This is a genomic window from Williamsia herbipolensis (assembly GCF_000964005.1).
In the GTDB taxonomy this organism is placed as follows: Bacteria; Actinomycetota; Actinomycetes; order Mycobacteriales; family Mycobacteriaceae; genus Williamsia_A; species Williamsia_A herbipolensis.
Genome location: NZ_JXYP01000039.1, coordinates 1 through 12,260 on the forward strand (window position 1 = coordinate 1; position 12,260 = coordinate 12,260).

Below are 12,260 nucleotides of genomic sequence, written 5' to 3' on the forward strand. Positions count from 1 at the left end.
TCAGGCCCATTCGATCAGCGATCGATCGGATCAGCACGGTTCCCGCATGCCCAATCACGCCACGCCCACCAGATGTGACCGACAAGCCCGATGACCACGATGTACTCTTCACCTACGGAGTGCCTTCCAGTTCGGAAAAATGTTGACTTCAGCAATCACCATTATCCCTGCTGGACAGGCACTTCCGTCATTTCACACGCCGAACGACCTCAACTCTCGTGAACAATCCGGGTTAGGCTCGATGGCATGGCGAACTCGATCCGGCCGATCGTGCTGGCATTGATCCGGCGGCCCTCCGACGGCGCCCTCCTCGTCACCGGCCACGGCATCGGGACCGACGACCCGCGCGTCCGCCCGGTCGGCGGCGGCATCGAGTTCGGAGAGTCCGCGCGCACCGCGCTCGACCGCGAGGTCACCGAAGAACTCGGTGTCACCGTTGCGTCCGCGACACTCCTCGAGGTGTTCGAGAACCTCTTCACCGCCGACGGCGAGATCGGCCACGAGATCGTGTTCGCGTTCGACACCGAGCTCCACGACTCCCCCGTCGACCGCGATCGCTTCCCGATCCTCGACGCCCCTCACGAGATCGCGTTCTGGTGGCACCCCACCGACACCACCGCCCGACTCGTGCCCGCCGAGCTCGCCCACATCGTCGAACGAACGAACCGATGATCCAGACACCCGGAGCAGGCCGATACGCGCCGTCACCCTCGGGCGACCTGCACATCGGGAACCTCCGTACGGCGCTGCTCGCATGGTTGTTCGCCCGCAGCACCGAGCGACGCTTCGTCCTGCGCATCGAGGACCTCGACGACCGCTCGCGCGACGGCGTCGCCGACGCACAACTCGGCGACCTGTGCGCACTCGGCATCGAGTGGGACGACGATCCGACCGTGCAATCACGACGCACCCACGTCTACGACGCCGTGATCGACGACCTCACCGCGGCGGGCCGCACGTTCGAGTGCTTCTGCAGCCGCCGCGAGATCCACGCCGCCACCACCGCACCCCACGCCCCGCCGGGTTCCTACCCCGGCACCTGCCGCGACCTCGGCGAGGCCTACCGCGCCGCCCGACGCGCCGCCGGCCGCGACCCCGCCATCCGATTGAGAAGCGATACAAGCTCTTTCACGATCACCGACACCCTGTGCGGCGAGTTCACCGGCGCCGTGGACGACTTCGTGCTCCGCCGCGGCGACGGCACCGCCGCCTACAACCTCGCCGTCGTGATCGACGACGGCGCCGAAGGCGTCGACCAGGTGGTCCGCGCCGACGACCTGCTGACCTCGGCCCCGCGACAGGCGTACCTGGCCACGCTGATCGGGGTGCCCATCCCGCAGTACGCGCACGTGCCCCTCGTGCTCAACACCTCCGGGTCCCGCCTGGCCAAGCGCGACGGCGCCGTCACGCGCGCCGACCTCGCCATGGTCGGCGTCGACGACACACGTCTCCTGTCGCTGCTGGCGTCGTCGCTGAATCTCGGCACCGTCGGCGAAAACCTCACCGCGAACGACGTTCTCCGTCGATTCGATCCTGCGCGCCTCCCGAACGGCCCGTGGATTCTCGATCCCGACGACCTCTGGTGATCGACGATCACCGACGTGCGATCGCGAACCTCCTCGTCGTCGCTGATTTCCTCGGTGTCCGATTGGTTCTGATTTAGACTGGCGGCCACGCGGACCACACCCCGGCACGCGTCGAAACGAGAGGACGTCACATGACCGGACCCCAGTACCCGGGCCAGAATCCGGAGGGTCAGGATCCTCAGTACGGGTCGCCCCAACCCGGGCAACCCCAGTACGGACAACCTCAGTACGGCCAGCCCCAATACGGTCAGCCCCAGTACCCGGCTCCCGACCTGTCGAAGGGTGGCGCCGAGGGTTCCTACCCGCCGCCCGGGCAGTACCCGCCCCCGCCGCCGGTGGGCCAGCAGCAGTACGGCGAGCGGGGCATCTACTCGAACTCGGGCCAGCCTGCCGGCGCCGGTGTGCGCCTGGGTGCGCGCATCATCGACGGGATCATCGTCGCCATCCCGGTCGCCATCGTCGAGGGGATCGTCGGCGTGGTCGCGGGCAATCTCGCGTACTACATCGTGTCGGTGATCCTGAGCTTCGCGGCGATCCTCTACTTCACGTACTTCGAGTCCCGGAAGGGCGCGACCCTCGGCAAGCAGTTGCTGAAGCTGCGCACCGTCGGACCCGACGGCAACATCCCGACCCAGGAGGTCGCGTTCAAACGCAACATCTGGATGCTGCTCTCGGTGCTGACCGCGCTGCTGAACTTCCTCTTCATCCTGCCCGCGCTCGTCGGCCTGGTGACCCTGGGTCTGGTCATCGCCATCGGCGTGACCATCAGCAACGACCCGAACAAGCAGGGACTGCACGACAAGTTCGCGGGCGGCACCCGCGTCGTGCGCGTCTGACCTGACACCGAACACAGCGCCCCGCAGACGATCTCGTCTGCGGGGCGCTGCGCGTTGTGAAAGGTGCTGGGCCTAACGGAGTTTGACCGGCGCAACGGGCTTGCCGGTGAACATCCGGAAGCCATAGGCCTGCGCGATCGCGGCGATCGGTGCGGTCACCACGACGCCGACGTAGCAGATGACCGCTCCGATGCCACCGATGATCCCGGTCAGCAGGAACAGCACGAACACATCGCCGAAACGACCCGTGGCGAGCCGGAAACTGGCCTTGATGGCCTCCACCGGCGACAGACCGTCGTCGACCACGAAGTAGAGGGTGTTCGCGAGCAGGAACCCGGCGATGATGCCCGGCAGATAGAACAGCGCCAGACCGACGCCAACGATGAGCCCGACGATGAGCGACGCGACGATGACATCGCCGAGCTTGCGGAACCGGAACATCGAGCCGAACTGCGCCCGTTGACCGGCGACCTCCTGCAGTGCACCCTGGATCGCCGCGGCCTGGAACACGAAGAAGATGGCGACGAGCACCACGAAGAACACCGCGCTGAGCGCGATGAACCCGACCGAGAAACCGGTGCTCGTCGAGTCGACCGAATCCGACGCGAACGCCGCGCCCACGATGGCGAAGAAATAGATCACGAATGCGACCGCGATGACCGCGAAGTTCAGGACGAAGAACCCGATCCACGTTCCCGGATTGTCCTTGAAACGCTCCCATCCGACGCTGATGGCGTCACCGACCGAGTACTGGGTGGGCGGCGGGGTGAACCCGGGAGGCCCGCCGTAGCCGGGTGCACCGCCGAGACCACCGGGCGGCGGGTACGCCCCGGGAGGCGGCGGAGGGTATGCCCCGGGCGGCGGAGGTGGATACGAACCCTGTTGTGGCGGTGGGTATGCGCCGGGCGGGGGGTACGACCCCTGCGGCGGTGGAGGGTACGAGCCCGGGGGCGGGTATCCACCCGGGGGCTGGTCACCGGACGGATCGGGCTGCTTGCGCAACGGGTCGTCAGAGGGCGGGTACGTCATGGAATTCCTGTCTCGATGCGATGGGCGTCAGGCTCGTTCTGTACAAAAGACTAGAGCCACCGACCCCCTGAGATGGGTGTGCGCACGCCGTGTTCGGCCGATCGACCTAACTGCTCCCGGCGTAGTAGCGCGCCAGGAACGCGTCGCGGTACTCGATGTAGTTGCCGTCCTCGATGGCCTGGCGCGCCCGGTCCACCAGCGTCACGATGAAGTGCTCGTTGTGGATGGTGCACAGCGTCGAGGCCAGTCCCTCCTTGGCCTTGAACAGGTGGTGGATGTAGGCGCGGCTGTACTGCGTCGAATAGTTCTCCAGTTCGGGTTCCATCGGCGAGAAGTCGGCGCGGAAGCGGCTGTTGGTGATGTTGTAGCGACCGTCGAACGAGTAGATCGCCCCGTTGCGCGCCACCCGCGACGGCGACACACAGTCGAAGGTGTCGATGCCGTTCTCGATGGCGGTGAAGATGTCGTCGGGTTCGCTGATCCCCAAGAGGTGTTTGGCCGTGTCTCTGGGCAGTTCGTCGTTGACCCACCCGACGATCTGTCCCAGATTCTCCTTCTCGAGCGCTCCTCCGATGCCGTATCCGCCGAAACCGCGGCCGCCGGAATCCTGGTCTCGTCGGCTCGCCTCCATCAGTCCGCGCGCGGCCGCGCGGCGCAGGTCCTCGTACTGCGCGCCCTGCACCACGCCCCACAGCGACTGCAGCGGCCGGTCGTGCCGTTCGCGGGTCAGGCGGTTGTGTTCATCGAGGCATCGGATGGCCCACAGGCGGGTGCGTTCGAGTGAGTCCACCTGGTACGCGCGGGTGTTCATCAACGTGGTCAGCTCGTCGAAGGCGAAGATGATGTCGGCACCCAGCTGGTGCTGGATCTGCATCGACACCTCGGGACTGAACCGGTGGGTGGTGCCGTCGAGATGGGATTTGAAGGTGACGCCGTCGTCGTCGACGCGGGCGAGTCGCTCCTTGCCCGGCGCGATGACGTCGTCGTTCTCGGTCTCCCGCACCTCCATCGAGATGACCTTCTTGAACCCCACGCCCAGCGACATCACCTGGAACCCGCCACTGTCGGTGTAGGTGGGACCGGGCCAGTTCATGAACCGACCCAATCCGCCTGCGGCGTCCACGATCTCGGGGCCCGGCTGTAGATAGAGGTGATAGGCGTTGGCCAGCACCGCCTGCGCACCGAGATCGGCCACGGCCTCGGGCACCACGGTCTTCACCGTCGCCTTGGTGCCGACGGGGATGAACGCCGGCGTGCGGATGTCACCGTGCGGGGTGCGGATGACCCCGGTGCGACCCAGGGTCCCCGCGAGCTCCGTGCCGAACGCGAAGCTGTGGTCGGGCGTGGTGGCGCTGCGGTCGGCGGTGTCGGGGGTGTCGGGGTCGGTCACGACTCCCGATCATCCCAGACCGACGCAGCCCCGTACCTCCTCCTACCGCGGGGCGTCACACGGGGGCGCGGGGGCGTCCTCGAAGAAGGGCTTGCCCGCGGGCAGCAGGTACAGCACGTCGAGCACCACCGGCGACGACGTCAGGTTGCGCCCCACGTGGGTGTTCTTCTCGCCCTCGGGTTCGACGATCAGCTGGCCCTGGCGGTAGACGACCGGCTTGCAGTCGGCTCCCGGGTGGGTGAGCGTGCCCTGTTTGACGATCCCGATCAATCGACCGTCGTGGAAGTGCCATCCCGTGGTGCCGCCCGGCGCGATCGTGATCTCGCGGACCGTCGCCTTCCCCGGCCCGGTGATGAACGGCAGCAGGCCGGCGGGGATGTCGGCCCGGGCCAGTTCGACTGCACTGATGCCCCAACTGGGTGTGGCGTGCGCGGTGGTGACGGGAACGGCGAGTGCGACCAGGGCGGCGGCCGCCGCGATGCCGAGCCGGCGGGACACCGATGTGATGCGGGTCACTGTCATCGGGCCAGACTAGACGCCGCGGCGACGACAACGGCGACGATCGCCGCGATTTCTCGCCGCCATCGTCGCCGTCCCCCGAGCTCACCGCGAGGGCATGTCCACGTCTGGCGTCAGACGCCGACCTTCTCGCGGTGCCGGCCGCCGTCCGGTGTCGTCTCGGCGAGGTACTCGCCCAGCTTCTCGCCTTCGACATCGACATTCGGCAGGATTCGGTCGAGCCACTTCGGCAGCCACCACGCCTTGTCACCGAGCAGCGCGAGCGCGGCCGGGATGACGATCATGCGGATGATGAAGGCGTCGAAGAAGACCGCTGCGGCGAGGGCGAAGCCCATCGACTTGATCAGCGAGTTGTCCTGCAGCATGAAGGCCGCGAACACCGAGATCATGATCGTCGCCGCCGCCGCGACCACACGGGCGCTGTGCCCGAAGCCCTTCTTGATCGCGTCTCTCGCCGAGGCACCGTGGACGTACTCCTCGCGCATCCGGGTCACCAGGAACACCTGATAGTCCATCGCGAGGCCGAACACGATGCCGATGAGGAAGATCGGCAGGAAGCTCACGATCGGCTGCGGGTTGCCGATGAGTCCCAGGTCGCCGTTCTGGAAGATGGCGACCGTGGCGCCGAAGGTGGCGATGATGCTGAGCAGGAACCCGAGCGCCGCGGTGAGCGGGACCAGGATCGAGCGGAACACCAGCATCAGCAGGATGAACGCGAGACCGACGACCACCGCGAGATACGGGATGAGCGACTGCGAGAGTCGGTCGGACACATCACTTTCGATGGCGGTCTGACCGGTCACCCCGTAGGTGACGCCGTCGGCGCGGGTGATACCCGACTCCGCCGACCGCAGGTCATTCACCAACTGCTGGGTGTCGCTCGAGCTCGGGCCGCTGTTGGGCAGCACCGTGATCACCGCGGCATCGCCGGCCTTGTTCACATCGCCGGGGCTCACCAGGGCGGTCTTCACGTCGGGGAGCTGCTTGATCTTCGTGACGACACTGTTGAACGCGGCGTTGCGGGCGTTCGGATCCGAGACCCCCGAGGCGTTCGCCACCACGACCAGCGGACCGTTCTGGCCGGGTCCGAAGCCCTCGGCCACGAGGTCGTAGGCCTTGCGGGGCGACGTTGACGGATCGGAGGTGCCGTCGTTGGGCAGCGCCAGCTTCAGACCGACCATCGGCGCGGCGATCACACCGAGGACCACGACACCCAGAACGAGGGCCACGGCCGGGTGCTTCACGATCTGGTTGACGAACCGCGAACCGTTCGACACGCGCGGCGTGGTCGAGCCCGCCGACTTCGGGGTGTCGGGTGCGTTGAGGAACCCGATGGAGCCGGCGAACGCCTTGCCCCCGAACAGTCCGAGCACCGCGGGCAACAGGGTGAGCGCGACGAGGACGGCGACGAGCACCGTGACCGCGGCCGCGAGGCCCATGGCGGTGAGGAACGGGATGTTGACGATCGACAGCGCCGACAGGGCGATGATCACCGTCAGGCCGGCGAACACGACCGCCGATCCCGCCGTGCCGACCGCGCGTCCCGCGGCCTCGGCTCGGGTCTTCGACTCCAGGAGCTCGTGTCGATAACGGGAGACGATGAACAGCGCGTAGTCGATGCCGACCGCGAGGCCGATCATCGTCGCGAGAATAGGGGTCTCCTCGCTGAGGCTGAAGAATCCCGACGCGGCGCTGACGCCCATGAGGCCGATGACGAGTCCGACCAGAGCGGTCAGGATCGGCATGCCCCAGGCGACGAACGACCCGAACGTGATGATGAGGACGACGACGGCCACGCCGACACCGATGAGCTCGGAGGTGACACCGATGGCCGGCTGCGGCAGCGCGGTGCCGCTCATCTCGACGGTCAGACCGGCGTTGCGGGCCGCGTCGGCGACGGCGGTCTGCTGGTCATGCGCCTTGGCGGAGACGTCGGTCGCCTGGGTCGCGGTGTAGGAGGCGCCGAGCTGCGCCACGGTCGCGTTCGCGTTGATCGGCGACGATGCGGCGGCGTCGGCTCGTGCCTGGGCGTCGGACTTGCCGAAGGTGTCCTTCTGGAAGTCGACGGAGGTCTGGACGACTTTGCCCGGATCGCTCGGCGTCCCGAACGCCTCGGGGCTGAAGGGGTTGACGATGGAGTCGGGCGCCTTGACACCATCGAACTGCTTCATCGAGGTGACCATCGTGTCGATGGCGGGCTGGTAGTCCAGCAGGGTCTTTCCCTCCGGCGCCTTCAGCACGTACTTGATGCTGATGTCCTGTGAGAACTTCGGCTTCTCGGGGAAGCTCGAGACCAGGCTGTCCTGAGCCTTCTCCGACGGGATGCCGGGGATGGAGAAGCTCGAACTCGACGGGCCGGCGAGAGTCGATCCCGCCACGCCCATGCCGACCAGGATCAGCATCCAGATGCCGATGACCTTGAATTTGTTCGTGAACGCCCACTTGCCGATGCGGTACAAGTATGTGGCCATGGATTCTTTCCTGTTCGACGACGGATGTCGTTGGTGGTGAGTCGGTTTCGCGCATACGAGGTCGCGGTGGTCAGGGGTCGGGTAGCGGCGCGGCCATCCCGGTGCGGATCTGTTCGAAGGTGCGCTGCAGCGTCGCGCGCAGCGCCTCCGGCGCAACCTCACCGTCGAGGTGGTCCTCGAGGGCGACGCGGATACCGACCGCGGCGCACCCCAGGACGAGTCGCGCGTACGTCAATCCACCGGGACCGATGGACCGCTGCTCGCACAGCGCCTCGAACCGCGCGACGATCGGGTCGATCCCGCCGTCACGGCTCTTCTTCATCGCGATGGACGGTTCGGTGTCCATGAGCGTCATCAGGTGCGCGAGCGCCCAGGCGTCGCCGTCGCGGTCGCAGATCACCTCGATGAACGCCGCAGCGGCCGAGTCCCAGAACCCCTCGTCTCCGGGACGCGCCTCCAGTGCGGTGAAGATCCGATCGATGACCTCGCTCAGGTAGAAGCGCAGCGCGTCTTCCTTGCCCGCGAAGTAGTTGTGGAAGGTGCGCGGCGAGACGCCGACCTCGGCGGCGACCGCCTCCACCGAGACGCTGTCGAAACCCTCCGCCTCGGACAGACGCAGCACGGCGACGGCGAGCGCCTGCCGCGTCGCCGCCTTCTTCGTCTCCCGAAGTCCCGAGGTCATGCCATTGATCATGGACGAACTTGCGCAAACCTGCAATTTTTCCGACGCACGCACTTTTGCGTGATCGGTCACTGTGCCGCCGAGAAGTGACCGGGGTCGCACCGACGCCGTTCGATACGGTGGCGACCATGCTGATGCACCGAGTCCGGGCGGTCGTCATGATCGCCGCCGCGACCGCCGCCCTGGGTCTCGCCGCGTGTGGCGACTCCGGCGACACCACCGCGCAGAGCTCCTCGACCACCGCGGCGCCCGACGCCTCGGGGTCGGCCACCGGGGGATCAGACGCCTCGGGAGCAGCGGTCGACCCGAACGCGCCCACCACGACCGATCCGAGCGCGACGGCGGTCCCCGGCCCCCGACTGCCGGCAGCCACCTCTGTCCCGCCGTCGAAGGCGGCGCCGTCCATCGCCGGCACCCGGTGCGACACCGCCAACGGTCCCGAGGGCGCATTGCGGGTCGTGATCTTCCCGGGCGGTTCGGTCGACTGCGGCACCGTGATGCCGGTCGCCCGCACCTACGGCCCGACGATCTCCACCGGGCGCAACCGCGTCGTCGACGGCTGGTCCTGCGGCCCGTCGCAGACCACCGGGGTCCTCGCACGCTGCACTCGCGGAGAGTCCTCGTTCGGCTTCATCCCCCAGTGACGTCAGTTCCGGGCGTCAGATCCGGGAGGTTCCGCGCGAGTCGACGCCTCGTCAGGCGACGGTCATCGACAGTTCGTCGAGCGCCGACCGCAGCAGATCCACGTACTCGTCGGCATCGGGCACCGCGTCGGGTGACGTGAGCACCCCGAGGGTCACCGTGGTCCCCAGTCCGTAGATGCCGAGCCCGATACCGATGTCGGGCGACAGACACGGGAACCCGGCCACCATGACCGCCGGAGCACCCGACAACTCCATGGCGGCGTCGCCGCAGTTCACACTCGTCACCGACATGTGCGCGGGCACGAACTCGGTCCGCACCCCCCGTGCGCGTCCGCGACGCAGATACCTCGAGAGAATCGGCCACGGAACCGATTCGACGAGCCGCAGCATCGTGATGGTGTCAGGGCTGACCAGGCGTCGGCGTTCGGCGCCGAGCGACGACCGAATCGCCTCGACACGATCGAGCGCAGTGGACGATGCGACCCCGAGTCCGACCACCGCGGTGGCAAATCGATTGTCCCCCAACCATTGCGCCCCCTCGCGCACCGCGACCGGCACAGCGGCGGCGAGGGAATCCGGCGCCTCGCCGCGGCGGATCAGCAGGCGTTCGGTGGCGAGCGACGCCGCGCACAACGCGAGCTGGGTGACCGTGAACCGCTGCGACGCCGAGATGCGGCGCGGGATCGGCAGAACCGTCACATCGCGAACCCCGGCACCGCAGGTGTTGATCGATGCGCGGCGCAGGGGCGCGGTCGGTGGATCCGCGCTGTGCGACGACCGCGCCGAACGGCGTCCCGCGACGGCGGTTGCCACCAGTGCCGACGGCAGACGCACGAGACGCCCGAACGCCCGACCGACGTCACGGAGTCGCCACCCCACCGCGCCGGGTTCGTGGGGCTCGGAGGCGGCGGCGATCTCGGCGTCCGCGGGGTGCGGCGTACGACCGAAGAGGGCGCGCAACAACGCGGCGCCGCCGAGTCCGTCGGTCAACACGTGGCTGAACCGCACGAACACGATCGTGGCGCGACCGTCGACGTCCGGCACGCCGACGACGTCGGGGGCGATGTGGAGCTGCCACGGGGTGCGGGTCGCGTCCAGGGTCGACCCGAGGAGTTCCTCGATCCGGTCGACACATGTCGACCACTGACGGGTCGCCTCCGGTGTCGAGTACGTCGAACCGTCGTCGACGAGCCGGTGCACACACTCGCCCATGTCGGCGGCGTGGTGCACCCACCGCGGATAGTCGATGCCGGCCGGACTCTCGGCGAGCCGCTTGTTCAGCGCAGGGATCGCGGCGGACCGATCGGCGATGGCCTCGACCAGGTTCTCCCACGCGGGAGCGGCGGCAGGCCCTGCGGTCGCGAAGGCGAGCAGGAAGTACTGATCCGTGGGCATCGCATCAGAGGTTCCAAACCAGAAAAGTGAATCTTTAGGATCTACAACAACTGCCATCGAACCACCATACGGCGGCCCCTTGCGACAAATCCCCCGCCCGCGCATCGCGCGAACGGGGGATCTGGTGGCGGTGGCGGGGGGATTTGAACCCCCGGTACGGGGTTACCGCACACAGCATTTCGAGTGCTGCACCTTCGGCCGCTCGGACACGCCACCGCCGAAGACACTACCGCAGGATCCCGGTGAGCCTAAATCCGCTGCTCAGAGCCGTGCAGTGCCGGCGGGGTCACTTGCCGGTGAGCTTGTCCTTGACGTCGTCGATCTTGCCCTTGACCGCATCGGCGGCGTCGGCGATCTTCTGCTTGGTGTCGGCGGAGGCCTGGTCGCCCTTGCCCTCGGCCTTCAGCTCGTCGTCGCCGGTCACGCTGCCGGCGGCTTCCTTGCCGCGTCCCTTGAGTTCTTCTGCCTTGTTCTTGGCGTCGTCGGTGATGCCCATGGTTCATCCCTTCGTCGAGCGTGCGGGGGCCTCTGCTTCGGCGGTTCTCCTACCGCCACAACCCTCGGGGTCGACGCGCGACCCCCCTCCACCGTGCCACGCCGCCGGCGCAGCAGCCATGATGCGATCACCCGGATCGGTGCGCTCGGAAGAACTCGTGGAGCAGCGCGGCGCACTCGGCTTCGCGGACACCCGCCCGGACCTGCGGTCGGTGGGTGAGGCGTCGATCGCGGACGAGATCCCAGAGCGAGCCCACCGCGCCGGTCTTCGGTTCCCACGCACCGAACACGAGTCGGCCGATCCGCGCCGAGGTGATCGCACCGGCACACATCACGCAGGGTTCGAGGGTGACGACCAGGGTGCAGCCCTCGAGTCGCCAACCGTCCCCGTGGACGGCCGCCGCGGCCCGCAGCGCGCGGATCTCCGCGTGGGCGGTCGGGTCACCGTCGCGTTCACGGGCGTTGCCACTGCGGGCGATCTCGCGCAGATCGGCGTCGAACACGACGGCCCCCACCGGGACATCGTCCACACCAGACGTTGTCGCGGCCTCGAGCGCCGCGGCCATCAGGTCCGCATCGTTCGGTGTCATGGGTGGTCGGCCTCAGCGCGTGGGATCCGCGTCGGGTCAGTGACCGAGCTTGTCGAGGACGCGGCCGAGTTCGTCGGCGAAGCCGAGACGTGCGGCGATCATCCCGATCTGCTCGTCGGCGTAGAGGTCGGTGTCCCCGACGATCACGCTCATCACCGAGTCGGGCAGACCGAGGTCGGCGAGCACCCCGAGGTCGCCCTCCTCCCACGGCTCGACGTCGTCGAGGTCGTCGGAGTCGATGTCGGGGACGTCGATGTTGATGGCGTCGAGGACGTCGGCGGCGATGTCGTAGTCGATGGCGGCGGTCGCGTCGGAGACCAGCAACCGCGAACCCGACGGGGCCGGCCGGATCACCACGAAGAACTCGTCGTCCACATCGAGCAGACCGAAGACCGCTCCGGCGCTGCGCATCTGCTTCAGCGATTTCTCGGCGTCATCGAGGCTGCTCAGCGCTGCGTTGTCCATCGCGGAGACGGTCCACTTGCCCTCTTCGCGAACCACTGCGACGGCGAAACCATCCAGATCGTCCGAACTCGCAGCAGCCATGTGCGACACCGTAGTCGCACCGTCGGAGTTATCCCAAGCGATGGCCCTGGCGGCACCTGCAGGACTCTTTCCGCAGG

At 67.8% G+C, this 12,260-nt stretch carries 13 protein-coding genes and 1 tRNA gene; 4 read left to right on the forward strand and 10 right to left on the reverse strand.

What is annotated here, in order from left to right:
- Positions 1-246 precede the first annotated feature (246 nt).
- The 3 genes from TU34_RS20480 to TU34_RS20490 all read left to right on the forward strand — a co-directional run bounded on the left by TU34_RS20480 (position 247) and on the right by TU34_RS20490 (position 2,422).
- A complete protein-coding gene (locus tag TU34_RS20480; RefSeq protein ID WP_045824778.1) occupies positions 247-672 on the forward strand; it encodes an NUDIX domain-containing protein in 426 nt (141 codons plus the stop codon).
- A complete protein-coding gene (gluQRS, locus tag TU34_RS20485; protein ID WP_045824779.1) occupies positions 669-1,586 on the forward strand; it encodes a tRNA glutamyl-Q(34) synthetase GluQRS in 918 nt (305 codons plus the stop codon). Before TU34_RS20480 ends, gluQRS begins: the two co-directional genes overlap by 4 nt.
- Positions 1,587-1,717: 131 nt before the next feature.
- Positions 1,718-2,422: an RDD family protein gene (locus tag TU34_RS20490; RefSeq protein WP_045824780.1), complete on the forward strand. Its 705-nt coding sequence runs from the start codon at positions 1,718-1,720 to the stop codon at positions 2,420-2,422.
- Between the two features lie 72 nt (positions 2,423-2,494).
- On the opposite strand, the gene TU34_RS23990 is transcribed toward TU34_RS20490, so the two are convergent.
- From TU34_RS23990 to TU34_RS20515, 5 genes are all read right to left on the reverse strand, one after another.
- Positions 2,495-3,451: a hypothetical protein gene (locus TU34_RS23990; protein WP_045824781.1), complete on the reverse strand. Its 957-nt coding sequence runs from the start codon at positions 3,449-3,451 to the stop codon at positions 2,495-2,497.
- A 106-nt stretch (positions 3,452-3,557) separates the two neighbouring features.
- Positions 3,558-4,841 carry a tRNA guanosine(34) transglycosylase Tgt gene (tgt, locus tag TU34_RS20500; protein WP_045824782.1) on the reverse strand — a complete coding sequence of 428 codons (1,284 nt, stop codon included), beginning with the start codon at positions 4,839-4,841 and terminating at the stop codon, positions 3,558-3,560.
- A 42-nt stretch (positions 4,842-4,883) separates the two neighbouring features.
- Positions 4,884-5,363, reverse strand: a complete 480-nt coding sequence (locus TU34_RS20505) for a cupin domain-containing protein (RefSeq protein WP_082080483.1) — start codon at positions 5,361-5,363, stop codon at positions 4,884-4,886.
- A gap of 110 nt (positions 5,364-5,473) precedes the next feature.
- Entirely contained in the window at positions 5,474-7,831 is a 2,358-nt protein-coding gene (locus TU34_RS20510) for an MMPL family transporter (protein ID WP_045824783.1), read from the reverse strand.
- Positions 7,832-7,901: 70 nt separating this feature from the next.
- Positions 7,902-8,513, reverse strand: coding sequence for a TetR/AcrR family transcriptional regulator (locus tag TU34_RS20515; protein WP_160298563.1), 612 nt, complete (start codon positions 8,511-8,513; stop codon positions 7,902-7,904).
- Between the two features lie 128 nt (positions 8,514-8,641).
- Here TU34_RS20515 and TU34_RS22540 point away from each other — a divergent pair, with 128 nt between their 5' ends.
- Complete coding sequence (locus tag TU34_RS22540; protein ID WP_150116638.1) at positions 8,642-9,157, forward strand: hypothetical protein; 516 nt, start codon at positions 8,642-8,644, stop codon at positions 9,155-9,157.
- 51 nt (positions 9,158-9,208) lie between these two features.
- Here the strand turns inward: TU34_RS22540 and TU34_RS20525 are convergent, their stop codons facing one another.
- The 5 genes from TU34_RS20525 to TU34_RS20545 all read right to left on the reverse strand — a co-directional run bounded on the left by TU34_RS20525 (position 9,209) and on the right by TU34_RS20545 (position 12,183).
- Positions 9,209-10,657 carry a wax ester/triacylglycerol synthase domain-containing protein gene (locus TU34_RS20525; RefSeq protein WP_082080484.1) on the reverse strand — a complete coding sequence of 483 codons (1,449 nt, stop codon included), beginning with the start codon at positions 10,655-10,657 and terminating at the stop codon, positions 9,209-9,211.
- A gap of 20 nt (positions 10,658-10,677) precedes the next feature.
- Positions 10,678-10,768 (reverse strand) — tRNA-Ser (locus TU34_RS20530).
- 70 nt (positions 10,769-10,838) lie between these two features.
- Positions 10,839-11,048 carry a CsbD family protein gene (locus TU34_RS20535; RefSeq protein ID WP_045824786.1) on the reverse strand — a complete coding sequence of 70 codons (210 nt, stop codon included), beginning with the start codon at positions 11,046-11,048 and terminating at the stop codon, positions 10,839-10,841.
- 127 nt (positions 11,049-11,175) lie between these two features.
- A complete protein-coding gene (locus TU34_RS20540) occupies positions 11,176-11,637 on the reverse strand; it encodes a nucleoside deaminase (protein ID WP_045824787.1) in 462 nt (153 codons plus the stop codon).
- Between the two features lie 36 nt (positions 11,638-11,673).
- Positions 11,674-12,183, reverse strand: coding sequence for a tRNA adenosine deaminase-associated protein (locus TU34_RS20545; protein WP_045824805.1), 510 nt, complete (start codon positions 12,181-12,183; stop codon positions 11,674-11,676).
- Between the last annotated feature and the right edge of the window lie 77 nt (positions 12,184-12,260).